This is a genomic window from Veillonella tobetsuensis (assembly GCF_002959935.1).
Classification (GTDB): Bacteria; Bacillota; Negativicutes; order Veillonellales; family Veillonellaceae; genus Veillonella; species Veillonella tobetsuensis.
On the sequence record NZ_PPDF01000012.1, the window covers coordinates 2501 to 18421 of the forward strand.

Annotated in this window: 15 protein-coding genes, 1 tRNA gene and 2 rRNA genes (1 of these 18 running past the window's edge); 16 read left to right on the forward strand and 2 right to left on the reverse strand. The window is 38.6% G+C overall.

The window, feature by feature from the left end; genetic code table 11:
- Both VTHSUH11_RS05930 and rrf read left to right on the forward strand, forming a co-directional pair.
- Positions 1-265: ribosomal RNA gene (locus tag VTHSUH11_RS05930) — 23S ribosomal RNA — on the forward strand; its annotated part reaches 2500 nt to the left of the window's first position; the annotation flags it as partial.
- Between the two features lie 183 nt (positions 266-448).
- Positions 449-565, forward strand: a 5S ribosomal RNA gene (gene rrf, locus VTHSUH11_RS05935).
- A gap of 546 nt (positions 566-1111) precedes the next feature.
- Here the strand turns inward: rrf and VTHSUH11_RS05940 are convergent.
- Positions 1112-1321 (reverse strand): TOBE domain-containing protein, encoded by a 210-nt coding sequence (locus VTHSUH11_RS05940; protein ID WP_059361778.1) that lies wholly within the window; start codon positions 1319-1321, stop codon positions 1112-1114.
- A gap of 98 nt (positions 1322-1419) precedes the next feature.
- Positions 1420-1493 (reverse strand) — tRNA-Gly (locus VTHSUH11_RS05945).
- A gap of 136 nt (positions 1494-1629) precedes the next feature.
- Here VTHSUH11_RS05945 and VTHSUH11_RS05950 point away from each other — a divergent pair.
- The 14 genes from VTHSUH11_RS05950 to rsmI all read left to right on the forward strand — a co-directional run bounded on the left by VTHSUH11_RS05950 (position 1630) and on the right by rsmI (position 15899).
- Positions 1630-2955 carry a PepSY-associated TM helix domain-containing protein gene (locus VTHSUH11_RS05950; protein WP_105092987.1) on the forward strand — a complete coding sequence of 442 codons (1326 nt, stop codon included), beginning with the start codon at positions 1630-1632 and terminating at the stop codon, positions 2953-2955.
- A 152-nt stretch (positions 2956-3107) separates the two neighbouring features.
- Positions 3108-4262 (forward strand): Na+/H+ antiporter NhaA, encoded by a 1155-nt coding sequence (gene nhaA / locus VTHSUH11_RS05955; protein WP_059361782.1) that lies wholly within the window; start codon positions 3108-3110, stop codon positions 4260-4262.
- Between the two features lie 28 nt (positions 4263-4290).
- Positions 4291-5463, forward strand: a complete 1173-nt coding sequence (gene nhaA / locus VTHSUH11_RS05960) for a Na+/H+ antiporter NhaA (protein WP_105092988.1) — start codon at positions 4291-4293, stop codon at positions 5461-5463.
- 24 nt (positions 5464-5487) lie between these two features.
- Complete coding sequence (locus tag VTHSUH11_RS05965) at positions 5488-6084, forward strand: 3D domain-containing protein (protein WP_059361786.1); 597 nt, start codon at positions 5488-5490, stop codon at positions 6082-6084.
- A 167-nt stretch (positions 6085-6251) separates the two neighbouring features.
- Positions 6252-7076: a pur operon repressor gene (gene purR, locus VTHSUH11_RS05970; protein ID WP_105092989.1), complete on the forward strand. Its 825-nt coding sequence runs from the start codon at positions 6252-6254 to the stop codon at positions 7074-7076.
- Positions 7077-7085: 9 nt separating this feature from the next.
- A complete protein-coding gene (gene glmU, locus VTHSUH11_RS05975) occupies positions 7086-8459 on the forward strand; it encodes a bifunctional UDP-N-acetylglucosamine diphosphorylase/glucosamine-1-phosphate N-acetyltransferase GlmU (RefSeq protein WP_105092990.1) in 1374 nt (457 codons plus the stop codon).
- Between the two features lie 139 nt (positions 8460-8598).
- Positions 8599-9552 (forward strand): ribose-phosphate diphosphokinase, encoded by a 954-nt coding sequence (locus tag VTHSUH11_RS05980; RefSeq protein WP_105092991.1) that lies wholly within the window; start codon positions 8599-8601, stop codon positions 9550-9552.
- Positions 9553-9562: 10 nt separating this feature from the next.
- Positions 9563-10141, forward strand: a complete 579-nt coding sequence (pth, locus tag VTHSUH11_RS05985) for an aminoacyl-tRNA hydrolase (protein WP_005378490.1) — start codon at positions 9563-9565, stop codon at positions 10139-10141.
- 58 nt (positions 10142-10199) lie between these two features.
- Positions 10200-11681: an aminotransferase class I/II-fold pyridoxal phosphate-dependent enzyme gene (locus VTHSUH11_RS05990; protein WP_105092992.1), complete on the forward strand. Its 1482-nt coding sequence runs from the start codon at positions 10200-10202 to the stop codon at positions 11679-11681.
- Between the two features lie 2 nt (positions 11682-11683).
- Entirely contained in the window at positions 11684-12370 is a 687-nt protein-coding gene (locus VTHSUH11_RS05995) for a dTMP kinase (protein WP_105092993.1), read from the forward strand.
- 89 nt (positions 12371-12459) lie between these two features.
- Positions 12460-13500 carry a hypothetical protein gene (locus tag VTHSUH11_RS06000; protein WP_105092994.1) on the forward strand — a complete coding sequence of 347 codons (1041 nt, stop codon included), beginning with the start codon at positions 12460-12462 and terminating at the stop codon, positions 13498-13500.
- Positions 13501-14346, forward strand: a complete 846-nt coding sequence (locus VTHSUH11_RS06005; protein WP_105092995.1) for a PSP1 domain-containing protein — start codon at positions 13501-13503, stop codon at positions 14344-14346. It begins immediately after the preceding gene.
- Positions 14339-15067 (forward strand): tRNA1(Val) (adenine(37)-N6)-methyltransferase, encoded by a 729-nt coding sequence (locus VTHSUH11_RS06010; protein ID WP_105092996.1) that lies wholly within the window; start codon positions 14339-14341, stop codon positions 15065-15067. The genes VTHSUH11_RS06005 and VTHSUH11_RS06010 overlap by 8 nt, the downstream gene beginning before the upstream one ends.
- Entirely contained in the window at positions 15054-15899 is an 846-nt protein-coding gene (gene rsmI, locus VTHSUH11_RS06015; protein ID WP_105092997.1) for a 16S rRNA (cytidine(1402)-2'-O)-methyltransferase, read from the forward strand. Before VTHSUH11_RS06010 ends, rsmI begins: the two co-directional genes overlap by 14 nt.
- Positions 15900-15921: the final 22 nt, after the last annotated feature.

Here is a 15921-nt window from a genome sequence, read left to right on the forward strand (position 1 = left end):
CTTGAAGGGGGCTGCTCCTAGTACGAGAGGACCGGAGTGGACGAACCGCTGGTGTACCAATTATCCTGCCAAGGGTACAGTTGGGTAGCTACGTTCGGGACGGATAAACGCTGAAAGCATCTAAGCGTGAAACCAGCCTTGAGATGAGGTTTCTCATAGCATAAGCTAGTAAGATCCCATGTAGACGACATGGTTGATAGGCCAGGTGTGGAAGAGCCGTGAGGTTTGGAGCTGACTGGTACTAATAGATCGAGGGCTTTACTTAAGCAGTGTAGCCAATGTAAAGGAGCATTGCGACGCATACATTGCGCGTAATCGCTTATGTCGCAGCGTAAGATTTTGTGAAACAAAATCTACAGCTGACGACGAAAATAAATTAGTCTAGAATTTCTAGTGCAACAAATATATATAACTTCTATGTGGTTTTCAGAGTACAAACTCTGACAGATTCAGTGGCGATAGCTATGAGGGTCCACCTGTTCCCATCTCGAACACAGTAGTTAAGCTCATAAACGCCGAAAGTACTTGGCTGGAGACGGCCTGGGAGGATAGGAAGTCGCTGATTGCTTAAAGGCACACCTGAGGGTGTGTCTTTTTTTGTTGTATGACTTCCTATCCTCCCAGGGTACCTGGTAAGCAGGGCAGTAGAAGATGGAGAAGCGAAGCGACGACAGATTCACTGCATCGCTTAGTTCGGAGCGTAAGATGGACATGTAGCGAAGCTACATAAGGCCATCCACAGCGACGAACAACCAGTATCCTGGAGAGAAGAACCTTACATGAGAACTCGCTGATTGACGAAATAGAGGGTCAACCCTAAAGGGTTGGCCCTCTATTTTTGTGCTCTAACGAGCACAGCTTTCATACCTACTAGAGCCGTCTCCAGCCAAGATTGTAGAGGTATTATCTAACTAAGTGTCCGTGTCAGACGGCGTGTGAAACCTAGGGCAATAGGGCGTAAAGGAGCGCAGTGACGCGTACGTCCATTGCATCAGGTTCGACGAAGCCCCATAGTTTAGTCTGTACACTGGCATAATGTATTATATGTTGCCATGGGCGAGTGTGATAGGAAGTCGTAAAAAAAGAGCTGCCTAGGCAACTCTTTTTTTACTTATTCAACACCAATCATTACACTTGTAGATTTGATAACAGCAATAACTTCTTTACCTACCTCTAACTCTAATTCTTTTACAGATTGAAGTGTAATATCTGCAGTTATGATATTATCATTACCTACATTAATTTTTACAATAGCATTAACGGCACCTTCGTTTATTTCAATAATAGTTCCTTTTAATTGATTTCTTGCGCTTAATTTCATATGTGTCCTCCAGAATAATAAATAGGATTATTTGATAAATATTATACATAAATTAAGAAAAATAGCCATGATGTACATCACATCATGGCTATTTAGGGTGGAGCGGGCGAAGGGAATCGAACCCTCCTCTCAAGCTTGGGAAGCTCGCATTCTACCGATGAACTACGCCCGCATGATGTACATATTGTATCATACTATAATATATACATTCAAGTGGAGCTTGTTTATATACTCTATACCCATAGTGGTTTCTGTATTGTATTGATATCAAAATAGATGTATAAAATAATGAGGAAGGAGGCATATGTATGTCAAAAATTTATAAAATTCATAAATGGTTATCTATAGTTTCTGTGCTATTTTTCTTAATGTTTTGTATTACAGGACTTATTCTCATGTTCCGAACTGAATTAAATGCATGGGCTCAAGGAGGGTCACATCATTCCTCGTTATCAATGGCGATGAGCCAACAAGAAATATCTATTTTTAATTATGCTGATGAAGGTGCCCTATTAGTGAAAGAAAAATATCCGTCTAAGGATATTTTAAATATTTCTCCAGCTATGGGGGCTGCACATATTTTACGGTATCGTATTATTGATTCTTCCGCAACTGTAGCACCTCCAGCGCGTATGGGGATGGGAGGGGATTATGTATTATATAATCCTGAAACAAAGGGGCTTATTACTACGCATCATGAAACGCCTGCACATCCTTGGGTTCGAAGTGTATTACACACACTTCATCAACTACATACACGATTAGACCTTGGTAAAACAGGAATTTATATTGTAACGATTTTATCTTTAGTATGTGGGTTATCTATTATTTCTGGTGTTTTTTTATATGGTCCATTTCGTAAAAGCTTTGCCAAATCTACTGTATTGTCTAACTATATGAAATTAAGTACATTACACCGAGAATTTGCTATGGTTGCTACTGTATGGGGATTTATCTTATGTATTACAGGTGTATGGATAGGTGGATTTTTTATTGCTAATGACAGCTATAATGCAGATGTACTACACACTGCAAAGCAAGAACTTTCAGTTGGTCAATCTGACATTTTACAACCATCTGAAGCTATCTCTCGAATTATGAAAGCATACCCAGATCGTCAGCTTATATCTATAGATTATCCATCTAAATTTAATGATCATCATTATGCATTTTATTTAGGTGCTGAAAATGATGATGATCCAGCTATGTTCTTGGGCCAACCAGTCTATGCTAATTTATATACTGATTCTACTAAGGATATGTATTCTACAAAAAATATCCCCTGGTATTTTACGGGCATGACTACAATGATTAATCTCCATATTCATAATCATAATACCATGGCTCTTAAAATATTATGGGCCATCTGGGATATTGTTCTTATTGTAGGCATTGTGACTGGTATTATTATGACTATTAAAAAGAAATTTGGCAGAGCTAGTGCTACAGAATCTAAAGTATCGGCTGAGATAAAACATGTTTGGCGTACACCAATCTGTTGTGGTACCTTAGTATTACTTGGATTTATTATGCCACTTTGGTCCAATCCAGTTACAAATACTATAGCAGGTATTTGTTTAACTATTCCTCTAGTTGTATTTTTTATTTCTTTAATTAGAGGATTTAATCATTAAGTTATTATATTCTTCATGGATCTATTCAGCGTGCTTCATCATTAGTTTATTGATTGATTTCGAACTAAAATGATATAATAATATATATATATGAGATTTTTTATGTACAAATAACTGTATTAATATTTACGATTCAGAAAGTGGTAGTTATTATGAAATATATTAAAGCATTTATTCAGTCTGAATCATCTGGCGGTATTATGCTGTTAGTTGCTGCTATTCTCGGCGTAATTACAGCAAATTCTCCTATAGCTGGACAGTATTTCTCGTTCATGAATATATATTTAGGTCCTATGGATATATTGGAATGGGTAAATGATGGCTTGATGGCCTTATTCTTCCTTTATGTGGGGATTGAAATTAAGACTGAAATGATTTCTGGTGAGTTAAATACTAACTCAAAACGGTTATTACCTGTGCTGGCTGCATTTGCAGGGGTTGTAACGCCTGCTCTGGTATATTTTTTAATCGCTGGCTCTGTTCCTGAATATACTCATGGATGGGGGATTCCAACCGCTACAGATATCGCCTTTGCTATAGGTGTTATTATGATGCTTGGAAAGCGTGTATCACAGGCGATGAAAGCCTTTCTTTCAGCATTAGCCGTTATTGATGATTTAATTGCTATCGTTGTTATTGCCATATTTTATGGAGCTGGTGTGGATTTTCCGCATTTAATGGCAGCAGCTGTTGTAACTGGTGCTCTTTGGTACACAAATAAACAAGGATATGTACGTCCTGTGCTATATGGTGTATTGGGCTCTGTTCTTTGGTATTTTGTATTAAAGTCGGGTGTTCATGCCACAATTGCTGGTGTTGTTCTAGCAATGACTATACCCTATTCAGGAACACTTGATGGTGAAAAAGTGTATCCTATGCATGCATGGGCAGATAAGCTAAAAAATTGGGTTAATTTTTTAATTATTCCTATATTTAGCTTTTTAAATGCCGGTGTATCATTTTCTGATGTTTCTGTAGATCATCTTTTCCATCCTGTGGTTTTAGGTGTTTCATTAGGTCTTATTCTTGGTAAACAGTTTGGTATTTTTTCTGCTGTTTATGTATTGGTGCAATCTAAGATTATCAAGATGCCTACCAATACAACTTGGCCAGAAATTTATGGTACAGCCATCGTTTGTGGTATTGGTTTTACTATGAGTTTATTTGTTGCGACGCTGGCATTTCCGCCAGGTGTGACGCAAGAAATGTCTAAAATTGGTATTTTTATAGGATCTATTATATCTGGTTTGTTAGGGGCTACTGTTTTGGCAGTTGCTTATAAAATTAGAACAGCTAGAAATAAATAGTGAGTGAAGTATATTAGGAAGGAATCATATGGAACGGATATTTGTATTTTTACGTTCTCCTGGTGCAGCTACTACTGTTTTACTAGGGGCTACACTTATTGCCTTAATTGTTGCTAATTCTCCAATGGCGACACAATATATGTCACTAGTTAATCTACAATTGGGGCCATTAACTGCTATGGAGTGGGTCAATGACGCATTAATGGCAATATTCTTTCTCTTTGTAGGATTAGAAGTAAAACGTGAATTAGTAAGTGGTGAACTTAATACCAATGCTAAACGTATTATGCCTGGTGTGGCAGCTTTATTTGGTGTACTTATACCAGCTTTTATTTATTATTTAATTGCTGGTTTTGATCCTGAATATATTCATGGATGGGCTATTCCAACAGCCACGGATATTGCTTTTGCAATTGGTGTTATCACTGCATTAGGATCACGAGTTCCAAATTCTATGAAGGTTTTCTTAACCGCTTTGGCAGTTATTGATGACTTAATTGCGATTATTGTTATTGCAATTTTCTATGCCGCACATCTTAATGTTTTCTATTTAATGGCTGCGATTATCGTAACAGGTCTTTTGATTTATTGTAATCGAGCTGGTTATGTTCGTTCTTTGTCGTATATTATTCTTGGTATTATTTTATGGTATTGCATTCTTCGCTCTGGCTTACATGCTACCATGGCGGGTGTAATTTTAGCTATGACAATTCCAGATCGAGGTAAGATTGGTCGTAAATATGTTAGACCAATGCGTCATTGGGAACATTTCTTATCTAATTGGGTAAGTTTCGTCATAGTTCCAATCTTTGCATTCTTTAATGCTGGTGTTCACCTTGGTGGATTTAGCGTGGCTGATTTGACACATCCCGTAGTACTTGGTGTTACTCTTGGTCTTATTTTAGGTAAACAAATCGGTATTTTTGGTGCCATGTTTGGTATGATTAAATTAGGTCTTGTGCCTATGCCTGCAGAAGCAAACTGGAAATTTATATATGGCACATCTATTGTTTGTGGCATTGGTTTTACAATGAGTATCTTTGTTTCTATTCTAGCCTTTGATCCAGGTCATGCACAAGAAATGGCTAAGGGTGGCGTATTGATTGGTTCAATTATTTCCGCTATTGTTGGTTATATATTCTTGCGTATAGTTGGAGCAAAACGTAAAGAATGCCATATCGGGGTATATCATAATTGCTAATGAAAGCAATGAAGGGGAATGTACATGATAAGAAAAGCAGTAATAATATGTACTGTGTTATGTATGACTAATATGATGGCTTTCACGCAAGCAAAAACAATTGATAAGGGACAGCGTGGTCATCATGTGCAAAAAGTTCAGACTATGTTAGTGCAGCAAGGCTATCTTAAGGATTCAGCGGATGGTATTTTTGGACGTAATACTGAGTTGGCAGTACGAAAATTCCAAAAATCAAAAGGTTTGGCTGTAGATGGGCGAGTAGGACCTGCTACAATGAGTGCTTTAGAAAAAGGTTCAAAAGGGTCTAGCTATTCCCAATATACAAAGGGTGCGCCTAGTAAATATACGAGAGCTATAACAATGCATGCTACGGCGTATAGCTCACAGGATCCTGGTAATGGTAATTATACGGCTACAGGTAGTCGTTTAAAAAAAGGTATCGTCTCCGTTGATCCTAAAATTATACCTTTAGGTACAAAAATGTATGTTGAAGGTTATGGCTATGCCATCGCTGATGATGTAGGTGGAGCTATTAAAGGTCATCGTATCGATTTAGCTTTTGACTCTAGATATGATGCACTACAGTTTGGTCGACAAAACGTGACGGTATATATTTTGTAAATTCTATAATCTCAAATTGAAAAACTCTAGTCATTAGGCTAGAGTTTTTTGATTGCAATAGCTATATTTATCTCCGAATTATTTATCTTGATAAAATACGAATATTCGGAGATTCATGGTATAATAAAAGTATCAATATAAATCGAGTATTCAGCAAAGGAAGGCTTATGAATAAAGTTCGACGTGTTGAAAGAATGGTGGCAATGACTAAATTATTAGTCGATTCTCCACAAAAACTTATATCTCTTAATTATTTTTGTGATTTTTTCGGAATGGCGAAATCTACAGTAAGTGAAGATTTAACCTGTGTCCGTCAATCGATGGAACATTTTCAGTTGGGTACTCTAGAAACGGTAGCGGGGGTAGCTGGCGGTGTTCGATTCATACCTCATCGAAAAGGCGAGCAGGCCAATGAAATCCTACGCGATGTGCAGCAACGTTTGCGTGAACCAGATCGTATTATTCCCGGTGGATTTATTTATATGTCGGATATTTTGTATGATTGGCATGTGATGACTCGGTTAGGCGAAATTATTATGACTCGCTTTGTAGATCGCAATCCTGATTATATTTTGACGGTAGAAACAAAAGGGATTCCTTTGGCGGTTATGGTAGCTAGGGCTTTCAACAAGCCACTTGTCATCGCGCGTCGTGATAGTAAGGTTACAGAAGGATCTGCCATTAGTATTAACTATGTAACGGGTTCATCTGGTCGAATTCAAACGATGACATTAACTAAACGCGCTATTCCACAAAATGCGAAGGTGCTAATTATTGATGATTTCATGAAGGCTGGCGGCACTGCAAAAGGGCTTACAGAACTTGTTCATGAAATGAATGGTAAGGTTGTGGGAACTGGCGTTCTTGTTGCTACTGCAGAACCTAGTCCTAAGTTAATCAATAATTATGAATCACTATTTACGTTCCATGGCATTGATGAAAGTACAAATGAAATTCACATTGAACCTGTATTTGATACGATTGATAGATAGGAGTTTACTATGAATATTGCAAGTCTTATTTTAGCAGCTGGTAAGGGGACACGGATGAAGTCCAAATTGCCAAAGGTACTTCATAAAGTTGGCGGTAAAGCTATGGTTGAACGCGTTCTAGAAACTGTTCAATCTCTTGGGACCGATAAGGATGTTGTTATCGTTGGCTTTGGTGGTAATGCAGTACAAGACTATCTAGAAGGTCGTGCTGAATTTGTACGTCAAGAAGAGCAAAATGGTACAGGTCATGCAGTAAAAATGGCAGAACCTGTATTAGGATCTTTTGATGGCACTATTTTATTGTTGTGTGGGGATACGCCACTCGTAACTAAGGAAAGTTTAGAAGCTCTTTTAAAAGAGCATACTGCATCTGGAGCAGCGGCTACAATTTTAACGGCCCATATGCCAGATCCAACAGGTTATGGTCGTATCATTCGTAACGAACAAGGTCATGTGGTACGCATTGTAGAACAAAAGGATGGCAAACCAGAAGAGTTAGCTGTACAAGAAGTTAATACTGGTATGTATGCTTTTGATAGTAAAAAACTATGGCCTTGTCTTAGCCTATTATCCGACGATAATGCACAAGGTGAACTGTATATTACAGATGTGGTTGGTATTCTCGTAAATGGCGGCGATAAAGTAAGCGCTTATATGACTGAAAATTTTGAAGAATCGTTAGGGGTAAACTCTCGCTTGCAATTGGCTGAAGCAGAATCTATTTTAAAACATCGTAAAAATGTAGAATTAATGACCGCTGGTGTAACGATTATTGATCCTGACAATACCTATGTAGCACCAGAGGTTACTGTGGGGGCTGATACAATTCTACATCCTGGTACCGTTTTAGAAGGCAATACGGTGATTGGTGAAAACTGTGAAATTGGACCTCATACACGCTTGACGAATGTAACTGTTGGCAATAATACAGTAATTCATTTTACCTATGGTCATGACTGCGAAGTAAAAGATGGCGTAGATATTGGTCCATATGTTCATTTGCGTCCTAATACGGTTATTGGCAACAAGGTTCATATTGGTAATTTCGTTGAGGTTAAAAATTCCAATGTTGGGGAAGGCACCAAATTCCCTCATCTATCCTATATTGGCGATAGCGATGTAGGTTCTGGTGTCAATATCGGTTGCGGTACAATTACGGTAAATTATGACGGAAAAATCAAGCATCGTACAACTATCGGTGATGGCGCATTTGTAGGCTGTAACAGCAATTTGGTAGCACCTGTTACAATTGGTAATTATAGCTATGTAGGTGCAGGTTCTACGATTACTAAAAATGTTCCAGATAAGGCATTAGCAGTAGGTCGTAGCAAGCAAATTGTGAAAGAAAATTGGGTTACAGACGATACTTTCAAAAAGAAATAGGAATTTATTAAAAATTTTTCACACAAGATAGGAAAAATAGTATACAATAATAAGGCAATAAGGTTGTATATCTGTAATATTTCGTTACATATACATTGAGTAACTAACTAAGATTACGGAGAAATGAAAGGGTATCAAAATGGCATTTGAAGACGGCAAAAAACTTAAGATTTTCACAGGTAACGCAAATCCAGAGTTGGCAAAGGAAATTTGTGATTATTTAGGTTTGCCTTTAGGTGAAGCGTTTGTAGGCCGCTTTAATAATGGCGAAGTACAAATTATGATTGATGAAAGCGTACGTGGCAAAGATGTATTTATCATTCAACCAACTAGCTATCCTGTAAACGATAATTTAATGGAATTAATGGTTATGGCTGATGCGTTAAAACGTGCTTCTGCTCGTCATATTACAGCTGTAGTTCCTTACTACGGTTATGCTCGCCAAGACCGCAAAACTCGTGGTCGTGAGCCAATTACTGCAAAATTAGTAGCAAACTTGATGCAAACTTCTGGTATTACACGTCTTGTAACAATTGACTTGCATGCAGGTCAAATTCAAGGCTTCTTCGATGTGCCAGTAGATCATTTATATGGTGCATCCATTTTAGCTAAATACATTAATGAAAAAAATATTGAAGATGTTATTGTAGTATCACCAGATCTTGGCGGTGTTACAAGAGCTCGTGATTTGGCTGACCGCATTGGTGCGCCAATTGCAATCATCGAGAAAAAACGCCCTGAACCAGGTGTAGCTAAAGTTATGAACCTCATTGGTGATGTAAAAGGCAAAAACTGTATCATCGTTGATGATATTGTAGATACAGCAGGTTCTCTTGTAGAAGGTGCTAAAGCATTAAAAGAATTTGGTGCTAAATCTGTTATGGCTGCTGTTACCCATGCTGTATTAACAGATCCAGCAAGTGAACGCATTGCAAACTCCAACATTAAAGAGCTTATCGTAACAAACACAATGCCATTACCAGAAAATTGCAAATTAGACAATGTAACGCAACTATCTGTAGCGCCATTATTGGGCGAAGCAATTATGCGTATCTTTCATGAAGTTTCAGTAAGTAATTTATTTGATAAATAATAGGTGATTCTTGAAGTTAGTAGTAGGCCTTGGTAACCCAGGCAAGCAATATGAAGCGACAAAACATAATATTGGATTTATGGTCATCGATGCCATTGCAGATAGCGTTTCTCACACTCCTTGGAGGGAAGAACAAAAGGCAGAGGTGTGCAGTATTAATGTAGCTGGTGAGAAGGTATTGCTTGTAAAGCCTCAAACATTTATGAATGCAAGTGGTGAGTCTGTAGGTCCATTGATGCGGTACTATAAGATTGATCCATCTGATGTGTATTGCATTTATGATGATATGGATTTACCGGTAGGCAAATTACGTATTCGACCAAATGGTAGTTCTGGTGGGCATAATGGGATTAAATCTTTAATCTCCCATATAGGAACAGAAAATTTTCCGCGTTTTCGCGTAGGTATTGGTCGTCCATTACCACAATGGACCGTCATTGATCACGTGTTAGCACCATTTAGTGAAGAAAATCAAGAGAAAGTACAAAAAGGTATCAAAGACACAGTAAAAGCTGTATTAGGCACCTTAGAGGTGGGCATAGACAAAGGTATGAATCAGTTTAATCCTAAGCGTCGTCCACAGCGATAAATAACATGCATAAGGGCATGAGTCTCATTGAGATTCATGCCCTTTTTACGAGGTATATATGAGCAATCAAGAAAAAATGCCTTTTGTAGAGGCTTTAGAATCATATAAGAAACAACATTTTGTGCCTTTTCATACACCTGGTCATAAGATTGGTGTTGAAGCGCCTCAGTTACTAAAAGACTGGATGGGAGCAGCACTGCCATATGATTTAGGGGTTATGTATGCTCTAGATGATCTACATGAACCAGAGGGATCATTAAAAGAGGCACAAGACTTAACTGCTGAATTATATGGAGCTGATGATTGCTGGTTCTCTATTAATGGCACAACCGCTTTAATTGAAGCGATGATTATGGGAACCGTAGGGCCAGATGAAACAATTATTATCCCCCGAGAGGCACATCGCTCAGTAATTAGTGGGCTCGTTCTTTCAGGGGCAAAGCCTGTATATATGGATTGCCAATTTGATGATTGGTGGGGTATCCCTTTAGGTGTATCAGTGGAAGATGCTATTAAAACCATGGATGCTCATCCAGAGGCTAAGGCGATTCTCTTAGTGTATCCAAACTATTATGGTGTAGGTGTAGATATTGTAAATATCGTACAAGAAGCTCACAAACGGGGATTAATAGTCCTTGTTGATGAAGCTCACGGCCCTCATTTACCTTTTGCTGAAGCATTACCTATTGGTGCTATCGAGGCTGGCGCTGATTTAGTGGCACAAAGTACGCATAAGTCAGTAGGTTCATTAACTCAAACATCATGGTTACTAGGTCAAGGTGAGCGTATTAATAAGCGCCGTATTATTCAGATGCATCAAATGTTACAGAGTACGAGCCCTAACTATATTTTTCTTGCATCCTTAGATATGGCACGCCATCAATTAGCTATGGCAGGTAAGGAGCTAGTAAGTCGTACTGTAGAATTGAGCCTATATTTAAGAAATGAGCTACATAAGATTCCTGGTATTACAACTATGGAATACTCGGATATTCAAAATCAAGTTGTAAATTATGACTGTACCAAGGTAGTAATCGATGCTAAAGAATTAGGTCTTACTGGTGTTGTTTTTGAACGAATGTTGCGAGAGAATCACATTGAGGTGGAGTTAGTGCAAGCTAATCATGTGCTAGTACTTATCACCATTGGTGACACTAAAGATTCCGTAGATGCTCTTATCAAGGCTGTTCGATCTGTAAGTGATGAAGTATTAAATGGTTCATATACAACTGACCATACCTTAGAAGTTAATTTTGATGTGCTTAGTAAAGATTCAGCTCTATTACCTGAGCCAGTCGTTCGTGTAACTCCTCGTAATGCTATGTATGCTCATCGTGAGCAGGTTCCGTTAAGTGAAGCATTACATCGTATTGTTGGGGAGACTATAGCCTATTATCCACCAGGAATTCCTTGTGTAGCCGTAGGTGAAGAGATTAGTGCTTCTGTGTTACAATATATAGAGAATAGAAAGGCTTTAGGTTATGTACCGAATGGAGCCGATGATATGACATTAGAAACAATCTGGGTGTTACAGGAGTAATTATGGGGACTTTAATCATATTAGAAGGCGGAGATGGTAGTGGCAAAGCTACGCAAACAAAGCGTTTAGTAGAACGATTACAGGAGGAAGGCCATCGCGTGTGTAGTGTTAGCTTTCCGAATTATGAAAGTGATGCATCTATGCCTATTAAAATGTACTTATCTGGGCAATTTGGTACAGAGGTGGATGCAGTAAACCCTTATGTGGCAAGTACCATGTATGCCATAGATCGTTTTGCTTCTTTTAGAATGGACTGGGAATCATTTTATAATGATGGTGGTATTATTATTGCAGATCGTTATACGACATCAAATATGGTTCATCAAATGGTGAAATACACTGATACTGATGCACGAATTCAATTTTTAGAATGGCTTGAAGATTTTGAATTTGTTAAGTTCGGACTACCACGTCCAGATGTGGTTTGTTTGCTAGATGTGCCTTTAGAGGTAACAGAAGCATTGATGTCCGAGCGAACTGGTAAAACTGGTGGTGAGACAGGGGACATACACGAGGGTAATCGCACGTATTTACAATCGGTTCATGATGCGTATGATGAATTGGTAAATCGCTATCAATGGCATCGAATTTCATGCACTCAAAAAGATGATAGTGAGAATTTTGCTATGCGTAGTATAGAATCAATTCATAATGATATATATGATGTGGTAAAAGGTCTATTGAAATAGGCGAAACTACTGGTCTTTGAAAATGGCGGCTCTTTAAAAAGTCGCCATTTTCCTATATAATAGTAATATTGGACAGGATAGGAGGAATTATGACATATTTTGATAATGTAATCGGTCAAGATACGATTAAAAACCACCTAACTGAATTGGTAAAACGGCAAACATTACCGCATAGCTTGTTGTTTTATGGAGAGTCTGGACTTGGTAAGCTCGATATGGCAATAGGTCTAGCATCACTTATTTTGGGACGACAAGTTTTTTCAGGTCATAATGGCACTGAATATTTAGAGGCAGTAAAATCCGCACGTATTGCTAATGGTGAAAGTGAAAAGAAAATAGAGGCGGAAGGCTTACCAATTTATATGGATAAGGGGGATGCATTTTGGATTCGGCCCATGAAATCAACCTTAAAGGTAGAGCAATGGTATAGCCTGTTACAAGACCATCTTTCCGTAGCTGGATTAGGTAACCGCGTCGTTATTATTGAAGACTTTCATGCAGCCAATGCTATCATGGCTAATGCCATGTTAAAAACGATTGAAGAACCACCTGCACAGGTGTACTTCATTATTATTACGAATAAGATTAACCTTGTACTACCAACGATTATTTCACGCTGTATGGGTGTTGGATTTCAACCTGTATCGGATGAAAGCATACGCCTTGCATTAGAAAAACGTGGTGTTACAGGAAATATAGATGAAGCTATTTTCATGGGGCATGGTAATCCTGCTGTTGTAGAATCTCTATTGCAACAGGGAACAATTACTATGCTAGAGTTAGCTGTTAAATGGATGCGTACTTTGGGCACTGATGCACGATGGTTCTCCAAAATTGCAGTTTGGTGTGAGTCTTTGACTCGTGAGGATGCATTAGAATTAATGCATTGGTTACGATTAATAAGTCGCGACATGATGGCCTTAAAGTGTGGAGCTACTATTGAGCAACTTCAAGTTCCTATGCATAAAGCAACATTATTAGAATTATTACCGCAGTGGACAATGACCGCTTTAGCAACTGTATCACATGAAACATTGCGAGCGGAACAGGCCTTGCGGTTACACATAAAAATTGCTCTCGTGGTGGACGGTCTTAGCATCGCCCTTCACAATGCTCGTGAGGAGGTTTAAATGGTAACCATCGTTGGTGTACGATTTAAAAAGGCCGGTAAAATTTATTATTTTTTACCAGGTGATGAAGCTTTAATGATTGATGACGGTGTCATTGTAGAAACAGCGCGTGGCGTTGAATATGGTACGGTTGTAATCGGACCAAAAGAGGTTTCAAAAGATAATTTGGTGATGCCTGTTAAGCAAGTAATGCGTAAAGCAACACTAAAGGATTTGCAACAATTAGAGAAAAATGAGGAGCGGGAAGAAAAGGCCTATGCAATTTGCTTAGAAAAAATAGCTAAACGTAGACTGCCTATGAAATTAATCAATGTAGAGTATACATTTGATATGAATAAAATTGTATTCTTCTTTACTGCAGATGGTCGTATTGATTTCCGTGAACTCGTAAAGGATTTGGCTACAGTATTTAGAACGCGTATTGAATTGAGACAAGTAGGCGTTCGCGATGAGGCGAAGGTATTAAATGGTATTGGCGCCTGTGGCAGACCTTTATGTTGTTCTAATTTTCTAGGTGATTTTTCTCCTGTATCCATTCGTATGGCTAAGGATCAGAATTTAAGTTTGAACCCTACAAAAATTTCTGGCGTATGTGGTCGCCTGATGTGCTGCTTGAATTATGAAGACGATTTATATAAAAAAGGTGGCGATTTGTATGTAAAGAAAGATCGCAATCTTTCAGCTCAAGATGTAGAACCGCCAGGCATTGGAAAAGAAGTGGTTACTGATGAAGGCATTGGCAAGGTTCTAAAGGTAAATCACCACAAACATACTGTTAAGGTCCAATTAGAGGCCGGTAGAACTATTGATTTAAAATGGTCGGATGTGGCATTACCAGATGAATAATCAAGAACAACTTGATGATTTGATTATCGATAATTTAAAGATATATCAGCGGCAAGACCAATTTCGCTTTTCCTTTGACGCCATTGCACTCGTACATTTTTGTCGATTTAATCATCGGCATCGTTATATAGACTTAGGCACGGGCACAGGTGTACTTCCTTTAATCGGTACATCCTTAGGTGCTGGGCATATAACAGGCGTTGAAATTAATGATGTAGTGGCTCAGATGGCTGAACGCAGTGTTACCTACAATCATAAATCTGATGTAGTATCGATTATACATGGTGACTATCGCACAATGAATTATCATCAGTTTGGATCTAAACCATTTGATGGTGTATTGGTCAATCCACCTTATTTTGACCATCGAAAAGGTGAGATGCCCGATGATAATAATTTGTGTTTAGCCTTGCATGATAGGTGTACGACTATTGAGGATGTTTGTAATAGTGCATCGAGATTAATCAAAAATAAGGGGCATTTATGGATGGTGTATAGCGCCCCTCGTCTATTAGAGCTTGTGAACGCATTAACAGTTACCGGATTTGCAGTAAAACGGTTGCGTATGGTTCACGGCATGCTTTATAAGCCTGCTAAAATTGTTTTGCTTGAAGCCATAAAAGGTGGAGCTCAAGGTTTAACTGTTGAGCCTCCACTTATCGTATATAGCCAATCTAATGTGTACACGGAGGAGGTGTCTCGTTGGTATGAACGAAAATAACAAGGGCACCTTGTATTTAGTGCCTACGCCCATTGGTAATCTAGAGGATATGACGTATCGCGCTGTACGCATACTGGGTGAAGTTGATGCTGTTGCTGCGGAGGATACGCGTCATACGGGTATATTATTAAAACATTTTGACATTAGCAAGCCTTTGATTTCTTATCATGAACATAATAAAGAAGAAAAGGGAAATGCCATTATTGACATGCTGTTAGACGGTAAGAATATTGCTTGTGTCAGTGATGCGGGCATGCCTGCTATATCTGATCCCGGTGCTGACCTAGCGTCAAAGGCCATTGCACATCATATATCTGTTGTGCCTTTACCAGGGGCTAATGCAGCCTTAACAGCACTGATTGCATCTGATTTAGACACTAAGCAATTTACATTCTTTGGATTTTTACCAAAACGTGGTAAACATCGAAATGATGCCCTTCAGCTTATGGCAAAACAAAGGGGAACGCTTATATTTTATGAAGCCCCTCATCGTTTACAGGAGGTGCTCCAGGATATGTACGACGCCTTTGGTAATCGACCGATTACGATTGCTAGGGAGCTTACTAAGAAGTTTGAAACCTTTTTGCGTAGTGATTTATCATCTATTTGCAATGATTTAGAGAAAATTACGTATAAAGGAGAATTCGTTCTTGTCATAGGTGGTAGTGAAACTGGTGAGGCTATTGATGAAGTTCCGCAGCAATCTATGTCTTACGAAGAGGCGGTAGCTGAGTTGGTAGATTTAGGATTGCCAAAGAAGGAAGCTATTCGCGAAGTAGCAAAACGTTTTGGCGTTTCACGCCGTGAGGTTTATAATATTGTAGAACGATAACACTTTCACAAGTGCTGAATAG